The organism is Streptomyces galbus, from assembly GCF_005280195.1.
Lineage (GTDB): Bacteria > Actinomycetota > Actinomycetes > Streptomycetales > Streptomycetaceae > Streptomyces > Streptomyces galbus.
The window spans coordinates 55359-71970 of record NZ_SZPR01000011.1; the positions used below are offsets into that span (position 1 = coordinate 55359).

The 16612-nt window shown below is 75.2% G+C and carries 16 protein-coding genes and 1 other RNA gene; 7 read left to right on the forward strand and 10 right to left on the reverse strand.

Annotation, left to right across the window (positions count from 1 at the left end; translation table 11 throughout):
- Positions 1-9: 9 nt before the first annotated feature.
- A complete protein-coding gene (locus E4U92_RS11295; protein WP_137300204.1) occupies positions 10-213 on the reverse strand; it encodes a hypothetical protein in 204 nt (67 codons plus the stop codon).
- Positions 214-309: 96 nt separating this feature from the next.
- On the reverse strand, positions 310-1626 hold the full coding sequence (locus E4U92_RS11300) for a hypothetical protein (protein ID WP_137300205.1): 1317 nt from the start codon (positions 1624-1626) through the stop codon (positions 310-312).
- Positions 1627-1834: 208 nt separating this feature from the next.
- On the opposite strand from E4U92_RS11300, the gene E4U92_RS11305 reads away from it, so the two are divergent.
- The 3 genes from E4U92_RS11305 to E4U92_RS11315 are packed head-to-tail and all read left to right on the forward strand — an operon-like array spanning position 1835 to position 4658.
- Positions 1835-2692, forward strand: a complete 858-nt coding sequence (locus E4U92_RS11305) for a Nif3-like dinuclear metal center hexameric protein (RefSeq protein WP_137300206.1) — start codon at positions 1835-1837, stop codon at positions 2690-2692.
- Positions 2689-3432, forward strand: a complete 744-nt coding sequence (locus tag E4U92_RS11310) for a zinc ribbon domain-containing protein (protein ID WP_137300207.1) — start codon at positions 2689-2691, stop codon at positions 3430-3432. Before E4U92_RS11305 ends, E4U92_RS11310 begins: the two co-directional genes overlap by 4 nt.
- Positions 3433-3443: 11 nt before the next feature.
- Positions 3444-4658 carry a bifunctional RNase H/acid phosphatase gene (locus E4U92_RS11315; protein ID WP_137300208.1) on the forward strand — a complete coding sequence of 405 codons (1215 nt, stop codon included), beginning with the start codon at positions 3444-3446 and terminating at the stop codon, positions 4656-4658.
- Here the strand turns inward: E4U92_RS11315 and eda are convergent.
- Both eda and yaaA read right to left on the reverse strand, forming a co-directional pair.
- Complete coding sequence (gene eda, locus E4U92_RS11320; RefSeq protein WP_137300209.1) at positions 4630-5388, reverse strand: bifunctional 4-hydroxy-2-oxoglutarate aldolase/2-dehydro-3-deoxy-phosphogluconate aldolase; 759 nt, start codon at positions 5386-5388, stop codon at positions 4630-4632. The genes E4U92_RS11315 and eda overlap by 29 nt on opposite strands.
- Before the next feature lie 93 nt (positions 5389-5481).
- Entirely contained in the window at positions 5482-6264 is a 783-nt protein-coding gene (gene yaaA, locus E4U92_RS11325) for a peroxide stress protein YaaA (RefSeq protein WP_137300210.1), read from the reverse strand.
- Positions 6265-6365: 101 nt separating this feature from the next.
- Between yaaA and E4U92_RS11330 the strand changes: the two genes are divergently transcribed.
- From E4U92_RS11330 to rnpB, 3 genes are all read left to right on the forward strand, one after another.
- A complete protein-coding gene (locus E4U92_RS11330; RefSeq protein WP_137300211.1) occupies positions 6366-7802 on the forward strand; it encodes an RNB domain-containing ribonuclease in 1437 nt (478 codons plus the stop codon).
- 126 nt (positions 7803-7928) lie between these two features.
- Positions 7929-8507, forward strand: coding sequence for a Uma2 family endonuclease (locus tag E4U92_RS11335; protein WP_137300212.1), 579 nt, complete (start codon positions 7929-7931; stop codon positions 8505-8507).
- A 46-nt stretch (positions 8508-8553) separates the two neighbouring features.
- Positions 8554-8956, forward strand: an RNA gene (rnpB, locus tag E4U92_RS11340) — RNase P RNA component class A.
- A gap of 45 nt (positions 8957-9001) precedes the next feature.
- Here the strand turns inward: rnpB and E4U92_RS11345 are convergent.
- From E4U92_RS11345 to E4U92_RS11355, 3 genes are all read right to left on the reverse strand, one after another.
- Positions 9002-9355 (reverse strand): MazG-like family protein, encoded by a 354-nt coding sequence (locus E4U92_RS11345; RefSeq protein WP_137300213.1) that lies wholly within the window; start codon positions 9353-9355, stop codon positions 9002-9004.
- Between the two features lie 46 nt (positions 9356-9401).
- On the reverse strand, positions 9402-9947 hold the full coding sequence (locus E4U92_RS11350; protein WP_137300214.1) for a DoxX family protein: 546 nt from the start codon (positions 9945-9947) through the stop codon (positions 9402-9404).
- 514 nt (positions 9948-10461) lie between these two features.
- Entirely contained in the window at positions 10462-11232 is a 771-nt protein-coding gene (locus E4U92_RS11355; protein ID WP_137300215.1) for an SDR family oxidoreductase, read from the reverse strand.
- Between the two features lie 132 nt (positions 11233-11364).
- On the opposite strand from E4U92_RS11355, the gene E4U92_RS11360 reads away from it, so the two are divergent.
- Entirely contained in the window at positions 11365-13020 is a 1656-nt protein-coding gene (locus tag E4U92_RS11360) for an alkaline phosphatase D family protein (protein WP_241681776.1), read from the forward strand.
- A 43-nt stretch (positions 13021-13063) separates the two neighbouring features.
- Here the strand turns inward: E4U92_RS11360 and E4U92_RS11365 are convergent, their stop codons facing one another.
- The 3 genes from E4U92_RS11365 to E4U92_RS11375 are packed head-to-tail and all read right to left on the reverse strand — an operon-like array spanning position 13064 to position 16535.
- Complete coding sequence (locus tag E4U92_RS11365; protein WP_137300216.1) at positions 13064-14065, reverse strand: small ribosomal subunit Rsm22 family protein; 1002 nt, start codon at positions 14063-14065, stop codon at positions 13064-13066.
- Positions 14066-14106: 41 nt separating this feature from the next.
- Positions 14107-15276, reverse strand: a complete 1170-nt coding sequence (locus E4U92_RS11370; RefSeq protein WP_137300217.1) for a serine hydrolase domain-containing protein — start codon at positions 15274-15276, stop codon at positions 14107-14109.
- Complete coding sequence (locus tag E4U92_RS11375; protein ID WP_137300218.1) at positions 15228-16535, reverse strand: multidrug effflux MFS transporter; 1308 nt, start codon at positions 16533-16535, stop codon at positions 15228-15230. The genes E4U92_RS11370 and E4U92_RS11375 overlap by 49 nt, the downstream gene beginning before the upstream one ends.
- Between the last annotated feature and the right edge of the window lie 77 nt (positions 16536-16612).

Genomic DNA, 16612 nt, shown 5'->3' on the forward strand with positions numbered 1-16612 from the left:
ACCTGCGGGTCAGACAGCGGCCTCGGCCCTCTGCTGGACCGCCTGGGCCTGCTGGCTCTGCTGGCTCTGCTGGCCCTGCTGGGCCGGCTTGCGGTGCCGGCCGCGCGGCGCCGTGTCGCCGTCGTGGCTGGACACCGGACCCCGGTGCCTGCCGTGCCCCGTGACCTCCTGGGCCCCGGCGGACAGCGCCTGCGTGGTGCTTGCGTCGCTCATCGGATGAGTTCACCCCGTCAACATGATCTTCTTTACAGCCGGGCGAGTGTATCCGGCCGACCACGGGCCGGATCCAGGCGGCCACGCCGACCGGGACTAGTTCGTTACAAGCCGTGCCAGGGGCGCCTGTTGGAGGGGGACCGGGCGGGGCGCGGACGGCTCGGCGGGGGTGCCGGACGCCGCCCGGGTGCGGTGGGCGGACCCGCTGTCGGGTGACCCGGGGGAGGCGGGCCCCGGGCCGGACCCCGCGCCCGGCCCCGGCTCCGGCCCTCGCTCCGGCGCGGGCACGCGCGCGACACCGCACGGCGCGGGCCCTTGCTCGGGTGCGGGCACGCGCGCGACACCGCACGGCGCGGCCGGGGTGGCGTACGGCAGGCGCAGCTCGCCGTCCGCCGTCAACAGCCCCGAGCCGGTCAGCCAGCCCTCCGGCGCCGTGCACTGCCGCAGCCGCCGGTCCGCCGGGCGCCACGTCCCGACCCAGGTGCCGAGCGGGCCGTCGACGCGCAGCGCCACCGCGCAGCTCTCCGGCAGCAGCACCTGGCCCGGCTGGACGGCGAACGGGGTGAGCGTGCAGCCCGGCAGCCGCAGCGACTCGGGGAAGCGGACCGGCAGCGTGCTCCCGAGGACCCCCCAGCCGAGGCGCGGCTCGCCCGGCGAGGGCGCGTCCGAGCCGATCAGGAGCAGGCCGCTGTAGGGGTCGGCGAGCAGCAGCCGGTCGTCGCTGCCGTCGGCGATCTGCAGCAGCGGAGAGACCTCGCCGCCGCGCCCCAGGTCCACCACGACCGCCTTGGTCCGGCCGCCGGTCTCCCGGTCCAGGGCCAGCATCCGCCCCGCCCGGTCCAGCCAGACCCCGCCGGAGCAGCGGCCGGGAACCTCCGCGACGCGCTCCGGCCCGGACGCGCCGCCCGCCACCCGCCACAGCGCGGAGGAGCGCCGGCCGACGAGGAGGGCGTACGCGCGCGTGCCGCACGGGGCCGGGGGCAGCAGCCGCAGCTCGGCGTCGCCGCCCGCGTCGGCCCCGGCGCCCGTCCCCGCGGTCCGGTGGTCGATCGCGCCCAGCGGGTGCTCGCCGGTGCCCGGGCCGGTCGGGTACAGCAGGGTGAAGGTGTGCCGCCCGGCCGCCCTGCGGTGGATGAGCACCTGCCCGTCGGCCATCGGCTGCACCTGGGTGCCGGGCTCCTCGGGCTGGTTGCCGGGCAGCGGCACGGCGTACGGCTCGGGGCCGTCCAGCGTCCAGCGCTCCGGGAACCAGCAGTCGCCCCTGAGGGCGAGCCGGGCCGCGTAGGCGCCGTTCGCCGTGATCACCAGGGGCGCGGGGGCCGTACGGTCACCGTCCTCGCCGGTGCCGCGCCCGCCCTCCTCCGGGTCCCGCTCGCCGTCCTCCGCCGTCGGTTCGATCGCACAGGCCGTCATCGTTCGGTCACCTCCGGCGACGAAGCTAGTTTTCGCACGCGCGCCCGTGGGACCGGCGGACGGCCGCTTCGCCCGTACGAGTGGTGCAGAAGCGATTCCGCTGAGGTGAGGGGCATGGGTGTGCTGCCGTGGGCGGGTGGCGCGCGCCGGGCGGCCGCCCCGCCCACGGCCGTGCACCGGCCCAGAACGGGCAGGTAGCCTTGCCCCCGTGCCCCGTCTGTCTGAAGTCATCGCCGCGCTGGAGAACCTGTGGCCCGCCGAGCGGGCCGAGTCCTGGGACGCGGTCGGCACCGTCGTGGGCGATCCCGAGCAGCAGGTCACACGGGTGCTGTTCGCCGTGGACCCCGTCCAGGCGATCGTCGACGAGGCCGTGGAGCTGGGCGCGGACCTCCTGGTCACCCACCACCCGCTCTACCTGCGCGGCACCACGACCGTCGCCGCGTCCACCTTCAAGGGCCGCGTCGTGCACACCCTGATCAAGAACGACATCGCCCTGCACGTCGCCCACACCAACGCCGACACCGCCGACCCGGGAGTCTCCGACGCCCTCGCCGGCGCCCTGGACCTGCGCGTCGTACGGCCCCTCGTGCCCGACCCCACCGACCCCGGCGGCCGGCGCGGCCTCGGCCGCGTCTGCGAGCTCGACCACCCGCTGCCGCTGCGGGAGTTCGCCGCGCGCGCCGCCGAGCGGCTGCCCGCCACCTCGCAGGGCATCCGCGTCTCCGGCGACCCGGACGCCGTCGTGCGCACCGTCGCCGTCAGCGGCGGCTCCGGCGACAGCCTGTTCGAGCAGGTGCGCGCCGCCGGCGTCGACGCCTTCCTCACCGCCGACCTCCGCCACCACCCGGCGTCCGAGGCCGTGCACCACAGCCCCCTCGCGCTGCTCGACGCGGCGCACTGGGCCACCGAGTGGCCCTGGTGCGAGCTGGCCGCAGCCCAGCTCGACGAGATCTCCGACCGGGCGGGCTGGGACCTGCGGGTCCACGTCTCCGCCACGGTCACCGACCCCTGGACCGCCCACGCGGCGTCCAGCCCGACCGCTAGCCCCATGGGAGCCCCCAACTGAACGCCGCGCCCGCCGACCAGATCCGTCTCCTCGACGTCCAGGACCTCGACGTCCGCCTCCAGCAGCTCGCGCACCGTCGGAGGTCCCTGCCCGAGCACGCCGAGATCGAGTCGCTGACCCGGGACCTCACCCAGCTCCGCGACCTGCTCGTGGCCGCGCAGACCGAGGAGAGCGACTGCGCCCGCGAGCAGACCAAGGCCGAGCAGGACGTGGACCAGGTGCGCCAGCGCGCCGTCCGCGACCAGCAGCGCCTGGACTCCGGCGCCGTCACCTCCCCCAAGGACCTGGAGAACCTCCAGCGCGAGATCGTCTCCCTCGCCAAGCGGCAGGGCGACCTCGAGGACGTCGTCCTGGAGGTCATGGAGCGCCGCGAGGCCGCGCAGGAGCGCGTCGCGGAACTGACCGAGCGGGTCGGCTCCGTGCAGGGGCGGATCGACGACGCGACCGCGCGCCGCGACGCCGCGTTCGAGGAGATCGACGGCGAGGTCGCCACGGTGTCCAAGGAGCGCGAGGTCATCGCCGGCTCGGTCCCGGCGGACCTGCTCAAGCTGTACGACAAGCTGCGCGAGCAGCAGGGCGGCGTCGGCGCGGCCAAGCTGTACGCGCGCACCTGCCAGGGCTGCCGGCAGGAGCTGGCCATCACCGAGCTGAACGAGATCCGCTCGGCGGCGCCGGACACGGTCGTGCGGTGCGAGAACTGCCGCCGCATCCTGGTCCGTACGGCCGAGTCCGGCCTCTAGGAGCCCGTGCGGTGAGGGAGTTCATCGTCGAGGCGGACGGCGGGTCGCGGGGCAACCCGGGGCCCGCGGGCTTCGGTTCCGTGGTGATCGACGCGGCGACGGGGGAGACGCTCGTGGAGCGCGCCGAGTACCTCGGCGTCGTGACGAACAACGTCGCCGAGTACCGGGGCCTGCTCGCCGGCCTGCGCGCGGCGCACGAGCTGGACCCGACCGCCACGGTGCACGTCCGGATGGACTCCAAGCTCGTCGTCGAGCAGATGTCGGGCCGCTGGAAGATCAAGCACCCCGACATGAAGCCCCTCGCGGCGGAGGCGGCCCGGGTGTTCCCGCCCGGTCGCGTCACGTACGAGTGGATCCCGCGCGAACGGAACAAGGCGGCGGACCGGTTGGCCAACGAGGCGATGGACGCGGGGGTGTCGGGGGAGACGGGGTATGCGGTGCGGCGGGAGCCGGGCGAAGCGGCTGCTGATCCGGCCGTCGTCAGAGCTTCCGGGGCCGGAGAGGCCCGGGCCGAAGTCACGGACGGAACGGCCGCGGCCGACGTGGAGGCCGCGCGGAGCGTGGCCGCTCCCGCCGCCGGCTGGGGTGCGCCCGACCTCGGGGCTCCGGCCACCTTCGTCCTGCTGCGGCACGGGGAGACGCCGCTGACCCCGCAGAAGCGGTTCTCGGGCAGCGGCGGCACCGACCCCTCCCTCTCCGCCGCAGGCCGCGAACAGGCCGAGCGGGCCGGGGCGGCCCTGGCCCGGCGCGGGACGATCCAGCACATCGTGTCCTCGCCCCTCGCCCGCACCCGCGAGACCGCCGCCATCGTCGCCGCCCGCCTCGGCCTGGACGTCACGGTCGAGGACGGCCTGCGCGAGACCGACTTCGGCGCCTGGGAGGGGCTGACCTTCGCCGAGGTGCGCGAGCGTCACCCCGACGACCTGAACGCCTGGCTCGCCGACACCGGGGCCCGGCCCACCGGCGGGGGCGAGAGCTTCGCCGAGACCGCCGTACGCGTCGCCGCCGTACGCGACAAGCTGACGGCCGCCCACGCCGGGCGCACGGTGCTGCTCGTCACCCACGTCACGCCGATCAAGACGTTCGTGCGGCTCGCCCTCGGCGCCCCGCCCGAGTCCCTGTTCCGCATGGAACTCTCGGCGGCGTCCGTCTCGGCGATCGCGTACTACGCCGACGGCAACGCGAGCGTCCGCCTGCTCAACGACACGTCCCACCTGAGGGCGTGACACCGGGGTCGACGGTGGGGACGGCGCGGGACGTGGCACCGGATGTGACGGAGCCCCCGAGCGCCGCCGCCTCCCGCGCCAGCCGCTCGACCCGCGCCCAGTCCCGCGTCGCCACCGCGTCCCCGGGCACCATCCAACTGCCGCCCACGCAGCCCACGTTGGGCAACGCCAGGTACTCCGGCGCGTTCGCCGGCCCGATCCCCCCGGTCGGGCAGAACCGGACCTGCGGCAACGGGCCGTACAGCGACCGCAGATAGGCCGTACCGCCCGCCGCCTGCGCGGGGAAGAACTTCATCTCCCGCACCCCGCGCTCCAGCAGCGCCACCACCTCCGACGCGGTGGACACCCCGGGCAGGCACGGCAGTCCGGAGGCCCGCATCGCCGACAGCAGAGCGTCCGTCCAGCCGGGGCTCACCAGGAACCGGGCGCCCGCGTCCACGGCGACGTCCACGTGCTCCGGCCCGAGCACCGTCCCGGCGCCCACCACCGCCTGCGGCACGGCCTCGCCGATCGCCCGGACCGCGCCCGGCGCGGCCGCCGTCCGCAACGTCACCTCGATCGCCGGCAACCCCCCGGCCACCAGCGCCCGCGCCAGCGGTACGGCGTCGTCGGCGTCGTCGACCACGACGACGGGCAGCACGGGCGCGAGGTCCAGCACGGACACGGCACCGCCGGACGGCTGGGCAGGGGAGTGCGCCGGGCGGGGGGAGGGCAGGGAGGAGTCGGCCATGGGCTCATCCTGCCCACCGCGTGCACTCTGCGCAAAGCCCATTGCGTATGCTGCAATGAGCGGTGTGGCCCGGCCTGATCGACGAGACACCCCCTAGTGGACCTCGTCCACCAGCACGTCCAGGGACCAGGCCGCGCCCGCCTTGCCGGGCGCCTGCGCCTCCACCACGTACCCGAGGTCCCGCAGCGCCTCGACCAGCTCGGCGGGGTGCGCCGGCGCGGCCCCGGCGGTCAGCAGGCTCCGTACGATCCGCCCCTTGGTCGCCTTGTTGAAGTGGCTGACCACCTTCCGCGTCGGCGCGTGCAGCACCCGCACGGCCGCCGTGCGCGCGGCCACCTCGCCCTTCGGCTTCCACGCGGCGGCGTAGGCCGCCGAGCGCAGGTCCAGCACCAGCCCGTCACCGGCCGCCTCGGGCAGCACGGCCGCCATCGGCGCCCGCCAGTGCGTGCCCAGCGCCCCGAGCCCCGGCAGCCGTACGCCCATCGAGCAGCGGTACGACGGGATGCGGTCCGTCACCCGGACCGCGCCCCACAGCCCCGAGAACACCAGCAGCCAGGACGCGGCCCGGCGCTTTGCGGCGGCGTCCAGCGAGGCGAGGCCGAGGGCGTCGTAGAGCACGCCGGTGTAGATCTGCCCGGCCGGCCGCGCGCCCGCCGTGCGCAGCCCGGCGTTCTTGGCCACCTCGCCGCGCAGCCCCTCGCTGAGCCCCAGCACCTCGCGTGCCTTCTCCTCGTCGGCGGAGCACAGCTCGACCAGCTCCTCCAGCACGGCCAGCCGCGCCCCGGTCAGCCCCGGCAGCGACAGCGACTCCGGCTTCAGCGGGGCGCCACGACCGGAGGCGGCCTTGCCTTCGGAGGGCGGGAGCAGGACGAGCACGGGGGTATCTCCTTGCGTCTGGAGCTTCTGTCGGTGTCCGACGGCCGGGAACATCAGCGTACGGCGTGCCCCGTGCCCGCCCCCGCCCTACGCTCGGCACCATGCCCCGCCGCCCCCTCCGCGTGACCGGCGCCCCCGAGGCGCCCCTCAGGACCGCCCTCGCCGCGCTGCGCGCCAAGCTCTCCGTCCCCGAGGCCTTCCCGCCGGAGGTCCTGGCGGAGGCGGACCGCGCGGCCCGCGCGCCCGCCCTCCGGCACGCCGACGCGACCGGCATCCCCTTCGTCACGGTCGACCCGCCCACGTCCACCGACCTCGACCAGGCCCTGCACCTGTCCCGCCGCGGCACCGGCTACCGCGTCCACTACGCCATCGCCGACGTGGCCGCCTTCGTCGCCCCGGGGTCGGCGCTGGACGCCGAGGCCCACCGCAGGGTCACCACCCTGTACTTCCCCGACGGCAAGGTCCCGCTGCACCCGCCCGTGCTCGGCGAGGGCGCCGCGAGCCTGCTGCCGGACCAGGTCCGCCCGGCCGTGCTGTGGACGCTGGACCTGGACGCGGAGGGCCGCACGGTCGCCGCCGACGTCCGCCGGGCCCTGATCCGCAGCCGGGCCAAGCTGGACTACGAGGGCGTGCAGAAGGCGATCGACACGGGCACGGCCGAGGAGCCGCTGGCGCTGCTGCGCACGATCGGGAGGCTGCGCGAGGACCTCGAGGCGGAACGTGGCGGCATCTCCCTGAACGTCCCCGAACAGGAGATCGTCCCGCACGACCACACCTACGAGCTGACCTACCGCGCCCCGCTCCCCGCCGAGGGCTGGAACGGTCAGCTCTCCCTGCTCACCGGCATGGCCGCCGCCGAGCTGATGCTGGCCCACGGCACGGGCGTCCTGCGCACGCTGCCCACGGCACCCGACGGCGCGGTGTCGCGCCTGCGGCGCGTGGCGCGGGCGCTGGCGATCGACTGGCCGCACCACGTGTCGTACGCGGACCTGATCCGCACCCTGGACCCGGACACCCCGCGCCACGCGGCGTTCCTCCAGGAGTGCACGACCCTGCTGCGCGGCGCCGGCTACACGGTGTTCCGCGACGGCGACCTGCCCGCCCTGACGACCCACGCGGCGGTGGCGGCCCCGTACGCGCACTGCACGGCACCCCTGCGCCGCCTGGCCGACCGCTACACCACGGAACTCTGCCTGGCGGCGACGGCGGCCGAGCCCGCACCGCAGTGGGTCCTGTCGGCCCTGGACCGCCTCCCCCCGGAGATGACGGAGGGCACCCGCAGGTCGAACACGCTGGAACGCGCCTGCCTGGACCTCCTGGAGGCGACGGTCCTGCAGCCGCACGTCGGCGAGACGTTCCCGGCCACGGTGACCGACGTCTCCGACGACCGCCCCACGACGGGCACGGTCCAGCTGGCCGCCCCGGCGGTCATAGGCAGGGTGGACTCCCCGGCCCCGCTTTCCCTGGGCACGTCCTTGACGGTCCGCCTGACGGAGGCGGACCCGACGGGGCCGACGATCCGCTTCGTGCCGGCGTGATTCTTCGCCGCTGACGACGGCGCCGGCGGAACGCCTGTGCCACGATCGAAGGAAAGGTCCTCGATCTCACGGACAGGTGATCAGTCGATGTCCCAGTCTGGCGGGCGACAGAAGGAGGGGCGTGACATGACTGCCGTGGCCCACGAGCCGCTCACGCAGGAAGACGTCCTGCTGGACGGCTTCCTCGCCCTGGAGACCCCGGACGGTTTCCGGGCGGAGCTGATCGAGGGGGAGATCGTAGTGACACCGCCGCCGGACGGGGATCACGAGGACTGCATCGAGGTGATCGTCAGCCAGGTGTACCGACTGTCGCGCACCGACATGCAGTTCTCCGGGAACAAGGGGCTGAAGCTGGCGAGCGGGGGCGGCTGCCCCAAGAACCACGTGATCCCGGACGGCACGTTCGCACCCCGGCACCTGCGGCTCTACCGGGGCGCCGACCCCTGGATGCCCTGTGAGGGCGTCGCGATGGTCCTGGAGGTGACCTCCACCAAGCCGCAGGCCGACCGCGAGGCCAAACGCCGCTGTTACGCCCGCGGCGGCATCCCGCTGTACCTGCTGGTCGACCGAGAGGCGTCCTCGATCACGCTCTTCAGCGACCCGGGGAAGGACGACTACAGGGAACACTGCACCCGCCCGCTGGGCAAACAGCTCTCCCTGCCGCAGCCCTTCGCCTTCGACCTGGACACCTCCGACCTCCTCTGAGGCCGAAGGCGGGTCCGCGGCCCGGTAGCATGGTCGGCACGGCAGACGAGCCGGGCGGACGGCCGCGTGGAGTTCCCGCAAGGGGCTTCCCGAGGAACGTCCGGGCTCCACAGGGCAGGGTGGTGGCTAACGGCCACCCGGGGTGACCCGCGGGACAGTGCCACAGAAAGCAGACCGCCGGGGACCTCGGTCCTCGGTAAGGGTGAAACGGTGGTGTAAGAGACCACCAGTGCCCAGGGTGACCTGGGCAGCTAGGTAAACCCCACCCGGAGCAAGGTCAAGAGGGAGCGCCCCGGCGCTCCTGCGGGGACGTTCGAGGGCTGCCCGCCCGAGTCCCCGGGTAGACCGCACGAGGCCGGCGGCAACGCCGGTCCTAGATGGATGGCCGTCGCCGGCGGGCCCGCGAGGACCCGCCGGAACAGAACCCGGCGTACAGCCCGACTCGTCTGCCTCGCCTTCGTCGGCTCCCGGGCTCCGCGAGGGACGCGTTCCGCCTATTTTCCGGGTGCCGCTCCGCCGAGCGACCGCGCCGCCACCCGCTCCACATGCCCCTCGAACACCGCCCGCGGCTCCGGCGTCAGCGTCCGCAGTGCGACCAGTGCCGAGAGCACCACGTCGCACAACTCCGCCTGTACGTCGTCCCACGTGTGGCTCAGGCCCTTGCGCGGGTTCTGGCCCGTCGCTCCGATCACCGCCTCCGCGACCTCGCCGACCTCCTCCGACAGCTTCAGCATGCGCAGCAGCAGGCCCTCGCGGCCGCCCACCGGCTGGTCCTTCTCCAGCCACGCCCACAGGGCGTCCACGGTCGTCCACAAGTCGGCGGGGGCAGCGGGTAGTTGATCCGTCATGCGGGCAGCCTCCCACGCGCCCGCGCCTCATCCGGCACCCACCCCCTCACTCGCCGAACAGCACCTCCTGCTCCCCCTCCCGCTCCCTCCGCACCCGCCGTCCCCGCAGCCCCACCACCGCCGTCGTCACCGCCGCCGTCACGCCCAGGGCCGCCGGGACCATCCAGCCGCGGTCGGCCACGTGGTGCAGGGCGTGGTCCAAGGAGAGGCGGCCCGGGCCCGTCACCGCGAGGCCCGCCGCCGCCAGGCCCAGGCTCGCCGCGTACTCGTAGCCGCCCTCCTGCGCGAAGAAGCCGTTGGGCAGGTGCACCGCCGCCGCCCCCGCCATCGCCCCGGCCGCCGCCGCGCCCGCCGCCGGGGTCGCCAGGCCGAGCGCCAGCAGCGCGCCGCCGCCCGTCTCCGCCAGACCCGCCGCCGTCGCGCTCGCCCGGCCCGGGCGGTAGCCCACCGACTCCATGAACTGGCCCGTGCCCTCCAGGCCGTGCCCCCCGAACCAGCCGAACAGCTTCTGCGCCCCGTGTGCCACCAGCACCCCGCCCGTGCCCACCCGGAGCAGCAGCAGGCCCAGATCCCGTCGGTCGTACAAGGTCATGGTGACTCCCTCAGCGTGCGCCCGCGTCGGCCCCCGGTCCCTCCACCGTCGCACTCCGGGCATCCCCGCGCCGTGCCCGCACCGCCGTTCGGGTGACGTGCGGTCCTTGCCCTCGTGCGCACTCCGGCCCCTGGCGTCCCGCCCTGGAAAGCGTCAACAGCGCACGTCCGCCGGGCCGTCACGGCGTCATCGACAGTGCCCTCGCCGCAGCCCGCAGCGGGCCCTCGGCCCACGTTGTGGCAGCCGCCCCGTGGCCGGTGCTTCCCCCGCGACGCTCCGCGAGGTCCACCCCCACCCGGCCCGGGGCGGCTGCCTCCCCCCTCGATATGGCATACGGAACCCTGTGGCCTGCGGAACCTTCGTGTCCCAACTGTGAAGGTCCCGTGCAGGAGAGTTGAGCATAAGGCGGTCATCGGCCGCAATGGGCCGGACGGAGAAATTCCACTTGTGCAGGTTGAGGAGTTGACGAACCGTGGGGCGGCGCACGTACGCCGGGTTGTCCCCGCCGCGCCCGTCAACCGCGGCCCACGTACGGCATCGTCGTCGCCAGCACCGTCGCGAACTGCACGTTCGCCTCCAGCGGCAGCTCGGCCATGTGCCGTACGGTGCGCGCCACGTCGGCCACGTCCATCACCGGCTCCGCCGCCACCTCGCCGTTGGCCTGGAGCACACCGGCGCTCATGCGGGCGGTCATGTCGGTGGCCGCGTTGCCGATGTCGATCTGCCCGACCGCGATGCGGTACGGCCGTCCGTCCAGCGAGAGGGACTTGGTCAGGCCGGTCAGCGCGTGCTTGGTCGCCGTGTAGGCCGCCGAGTGGGGGCGCGGGGCGTGCGCGGAGACCGAGCCGTTGTTGATGATCCGCCCGCCCTGCGGCCGTTGCTCCTTCATCTGCCGGTACGCCGCCTGCGCGCACAGGAACGCCCCGTTGAGGTTGGTGTCCACCACGTGCCGCCACGCGTCGTACGCCAGCTCCTCCACCGGCACCCCGCCGGGCCCGAACGTGCCCGCGTTGTTGAACAGCAGGTCCAGCCGCCCCCACCGCTCCCGCACGGCCGCGAACAGCGCGGCCACCTCCTGCGGGCGCGAGACGTCGGTCGGTACGACGAGCCGGTCCGCGTCCGGCACCAGCGCGGCCGTCTCCTCCAGGGGCTCGGCGCGGCGGCCGGCCAGCGCCACCGACCAGCCCGCCCGCAGCAGCTCCGCGGCCACCGCGCGGCCGATGCCCGAACCCGCGCCGGTGACCACCGCGATCGTGCTCTTGTCCTCAGTACCCGTGGCGTCCATGGGGCCGCAGCGTAGGCGAGGTCCGCCATTCGGGACAGATCCGTCCGCCATCCGGGTTGCCGCGGCGGGGACGGCGCGTGTCGTCCCCGGCCGTCGCCGGGGCTCCTCCCTCAACTGTCCGGGGAGGAAAGAATGACAATCGCAGCAATGCCGCCGCGGCGCGAGTCCGCCCGGCACCCGGCCACGTTCCGTGCCGCGGCCCGCCGGATCGGCCGGCGCCGCTTCCTGACCACCGGCGCCGCCGCCATGGCCCTCGCCTTCGCCGTGGACCTGCCCCGCACCGGTGTGGCCGCCGCCGCGGAGATGAACGCGGCGCGCATCGACTCCGACCCCTTCACCCTCGGCGTCGCCTCCGGCGACCCCCAGCCCGGCTCGGTCGTGCTGTGGACCCGGCTCGCCCCGGCGCCGTACCAGCCCGACGGGGGGCTGCCCGCCGAGCGGATCGACGTCGACTGGGAGGTGGCCCGCGACCCGGCGTTCGCCACCGTCGTCAGCCGGGGCACCGCCACCGCGCACCCCGAGTTCCACCACAGCGTGCACGTCGAGGTCGCCGGCCTGGACCCCGACCGCGTGCACTACTACCGCTTCCGCGCCGGCACCTGGCTCAGCGAGACCGGCCGCACCCGCACCGCACCCGAGCAGGGCGCCGTCGTCCCCTCGGTGCGCTTCGCCCTCACCGCCTGCCAGGCGTACCAGGACGGCTACTTCACCGCCTACCGGCACCTCGCCGAGGACGACGTCGCCTTCGTGTTCCACCTCGGCGACTACATCTACGAGTACGCGGTCGACGCCGTCGGCGGCGCCCGCAACTACACCCACCGCACCGTGCCCTCCGTGTACGACCGCGAGGCCGCCTCGCTGGAGGACTACCGGCTGCGCTACGCCCTGTACAAGTCCGACCCCGACCTGCGCGCCGCGCACGCGGCGCACCCCTTCGTCGTGGCCTTCGACGACCACGAGACCGAGAACAACTACGCCGGGTCGATCCCCGAGAACGCCGTGCCGCCGGAGGAGTTCCTGCTGCGCCGCGCCGCCGCCTACCGGGCCTACTGGGAGAACCAGCCGCTGCGCACCGCCCAGCAGTCCGTCGGCCCCGACCTCCAGCTCTACCGCAGGCTGCACTGGGGGCAGCTCGCCCAGTTCGACGTCCTCGACACCCGGCAGTACCGCTCGGACCAGGCGTACGGCGACGTGGCCCACACGCCCGGGCCCGAGTCCACCGACCCGTCCCGCACCATGACCGGCGCCACCCAGGAGCGCTGGCTGCTGGACGGCTGGCGCTCCTCACGCGCCGTGTGGAACGTCGTCCCGCAGCAGGTCACCTTCGCCCAGCGCAAGCTCGACCTGAACCCCGTCGCCAAGGTCTCCATGGACGCCTGGGACGGCTACCCGGCCTCCCGCCGCCGCATCCTCGACGGCGCCAAGGCGGCCGGCCTGCAGAACCTGATGGTGCTCAGCGGCGACGTGCACGTCGGCTACGCCTTCGACCTCAAGGACGACTTCGACGACCCGTCCTCGCGCACCCTCGGCACCGAGATCGTCGCCACCTCGATCACCAGCGGCAAGGACGGCTCCCAGCGGCCGGGGAACTGGAACACCTACATGAGCGCCAACCCGCACCTGAAGTTCTACGACGGCCGCCGCGGCTACGCGACCGTCCAGCTCGGCCTGTCACGGGCCCGCGCCGACTTCAGGACCGTGCCGTACGTGACCCGGCCGGGCGCGGCGATCAGCACGGCCGCGTCGTTCGTCACCGAGGTCGGCCGGCAGGGGCTCACCCCGGCGTGAGGTACGCCGCGCCACCGGGGCCGGCACGCGGTCCGGCACCCGGTCAGGCGTCCGGTGCGCCGTCCCCCGCGGGCGGCCAGCCGTCGCCCCAGTCGGCGTCCCGGGCCGCCTTGTACAGGTCCCCGTGGCGCTTGGTCACCGTCGCCCGCCGCAGCCGCTCCTCGGTCTCGCACAGGTCGAGGAGCACCTGCCCCTTGCGGATCTGCGGCCGCCGGACCACCCGCGCGGGGACCGGCGTGACGGGGAAGCGGGCGGCCGCGACGTAGGCGAACTTCTCGTCCTCGTACGGCAGGGAGCCGCCCTTGACCCGGCGGTGCAGCGAGGACCGGCTGACCCGCGCGGAGAAGTGGCACCAGTCCGTGCCGGGGGCGATGGGGCAGGCCGCGTCGTGCGGGCAGGGCGCGGCGACCCGGAAGCCGGCCGCGAGCAGCCGGTCGCGGGCCTCCAGCACGCGCGCGTAGCCGTCCGGGGTGCCCGGCTCGACGATCACCGCGGCCCCGGCGGCGGAGGCCACGGCGGCCAGCAGCGCGCCGCGGTCGGCGGGGGACAGCTCGTTGAGGACGTAGGAGACGGTCACCAGGTCCGTGGGCGGCAGGGTGAGCGAGGCGCCGATCCGGGCGCGTTCCCAGCGCGCCCTCTCCAGCGCCGGGTTGGCGGCGGCGATCTCCCGGCCCAGCTCCAGCGCCGGCCCGGACCAGTCCAGGACCGTCACCGGGCGGGAGCCGGCCCAGGTCGCGGTCGCCGCCCAGGTGGCGGCGCCGGTCCCGCCGCCGACGTCCAGGTGGCCCGCCGGGACCCAGCCGGGGGCGGCCGCGGCGAGGGCGCCCAGGGCCGTGCGGACCGCCTCGAACGTGGCCGGCATGCGGTACGCGGCGTACGCGGCCACGTCGGCGCGGTCGCGCAGGATGGGGGCGTGGGTCGGGGTGGCCCCTCGGTACGTCGCGATGAGCCGGTCGACCGCCCGCGCCGCCTGGGAGGGCGGGAGCCCGTCGAGCAGGCGGTCGAGCGCGGTACGGAGGTCGTCGTCCGAGGGCAGGTCGTTCACCCGCCGATTCTAGGCGTCGCGCCCGGGTGTCCCGGCCGCGGTCACCTCACCGCCCGGGCGAGGAGCGTGGCCGCCGCCGCCCGCGGGGCGCTGTCGGGGGCGCGGCGGCGCGGGTGGACCGTGGTGGCCAGCAGGACGAGGAAGGTGTCCGTGACCGGGTCCAGCACCAGCGACGTGCCCGTGAACCCCGTGTGGCCCGCCGCGCCCCGGCCCGCCAGCTCGCCCATGAACCACGGCTGGTCCACGGCGAAGCCCAGCCCCGGCGGCGCGAGCAGCAGGTCCACGAAGTCGGGGCCCAGGATGCGCGCGGGACCGTACGCGCCGCCGCACAGCAGCGCCCGGCAGAACACCGCCAGGTCCCGGCCGGTGGAGAACAGCCCCGCGTGCCCGGCGACCCCGCCCACGGCCCAGGCGTTCTCGTCGTGCACGACGCCCCGCAGCATGCCCCGGTCCGCCTTCGCCCACGGCCGCCGCTGGTCCTCGGTGGCGGCGGCGCCGGGGCAGGGGCCGAAACGGGTCGCCGTCATGCCGAGCGGCCGGGTGATCCCGTCGTGGACCAGCACGTCCAGCGGCCGGCCGGTCAGCCGTTCCAGCAGGTGCTGGAGCAGCAGCATGTTCAGGTCCGAGTAGACGGGGACGCCCGGCTCGGACACCGGGGCCTCGGCGCGCAGCAGCGCCAGCCGCCCGGTGTCGTCGGCGCAGTCGTACAGCGGCAGCTCCGGCCGCAGCCCGGAGGTGTGCGTCAGGAGCTGACGGACCGTCAGTCCGTGCTTGGCCGCCGCGGCGAAGTCCGGCAGGTACGCGCCGACGCGCGCGTCGATGCCGAGCGTGCCCCGCTCGATCTGCTGCACCGCCGCCACCGACGTGAACAGCTTGGTCAGCGACGCCAGGTCGAAGGGCGTGTCGACGGTGACCGGGACCCGGTCCCGGGGCGGCAGTTCGACACCGCGGTCCGTCTCCGGGTCGTGGCGCGCGTAGCGCACCGCCCAGCCCGCCGCCTCCTGCACGGCGATCACCGGGCCGCGCCCGGCCACCAGGACGGCGCCCGCCGCCCAGGGGCGTTCGCCCTCCGTGAGGTCGTGCACCATGCGGGCGAGCGGACGCAGGCGTTCCGCGTCGAGGCCGGCCCTCTCCGGGGTGTCGACGCGCAGTCTCGGTGCGCTCAGCTCCCTGCTCCCTCCGCGCCCGTACGGGTGTTCCAGGGACGGCACATTCCCACGAAGCAGGCCACCGCCACCAGTGACGCGGCGAGCTGGACGAGGGCCATCGGCACCGCCGTGTGCTCACCGGCCACCCCGACCAGCGGCGAGGCCACCGCCCCGACCAGGAACGACGCCGTGCCCAGCAGCGCGGACGCGGCCCCCGCGGAGTGCCGGGTGCGCACCAGGGCGAGCGTCTGCGCGTTGGGCAGCGTCAGGCCCATCGCCGACATCAGCACGAACAGCGCCGCCGCCACCGGGGCGAGCCCCACCGCGCCGAACGCCCCGGTCGCCATCAGCAGCAGCGCCGTCGACGCCAGCACCAGCAGCGCCAGGCCGGTGGCCAGCACCCGCTCCAGCGGCACCCGGCCCACCAGGACCTTGCCGTTGAGCTGGCCGGCCGCCACCAACCCCACCGAGTTCAGCCCGAACAGCAGGCTGAACGTCTGCGGCGAGGCACCGTAGATCTCCTGGACCACGAACGGCGAGGCGGAGATGTACGCGAACAGCGCGGCGAAGGCGAAGCCGCCGCTGAGCATGTACCCGGCGAACGGCAGGTCGGCCAGCAGCCCGCGCATCGAGCGCAGCGCCTGCCCGACCCCGCCCGCGTGCCGGCGGGCCGGCTCCAGGGTCTCCGGCAGCCGCGCCCACACCAGCGCGCCCAGCAGCGCCCCGACCACCGTCAGCACGACGAACACGCCCCGCCAGTCCGTCACCCGCAGCACCTGCCCGCCGATCAGCGGCGCCACGACTGGCGCCACCCCGGCGATCAGCATCAGCGTGGAGAAGAAACGGGCCATCGCCACACCGTCGTACACGTCCCGGGCCATGGCCCGCGCGATGACGATGCCGGCCGAGCCCGCCAGGCCCTGCGCCAGCCGCAGCACGACCAGCAGCTCCACGTCGGGGGCCGCCGCGCACAGGGCCGTGGCGACGACGTACACCGCCAGCCCCGCCAGCAGCGGGCGGCGCCGGCCCCACCGGTCGCTCATCGGGCCCACCACGAGCTGTCCCAGCGCCATCCCGGCCAGGCACGCCGTCAGCGTGAGCTGGACCGTCGCGGCCGGCGCGTGCAGGGTGCGGGAGACCTCCGGCAGCGCCGGGAGGTACATGTCCATCGACAGTGCCGGGATCGCGGTCAGCCCGCCCAGCACCAGCGTCACCAGCAGCCCGGTGCCCGGCCCCGGACGCGCGGCCGGGGCGCTCTCCCGCGCCGCGTCCGGTGCGCTCCCGGCGACCGACGGCTCCGGTATCGCCCCGCCCTCGGACATGTGGCCCCTCCCTCTCCGACCCGTGCGGCACCTATGCTCTCAGCTCGTACGGACTGCTGGGACGGTTGCGAGGGCGG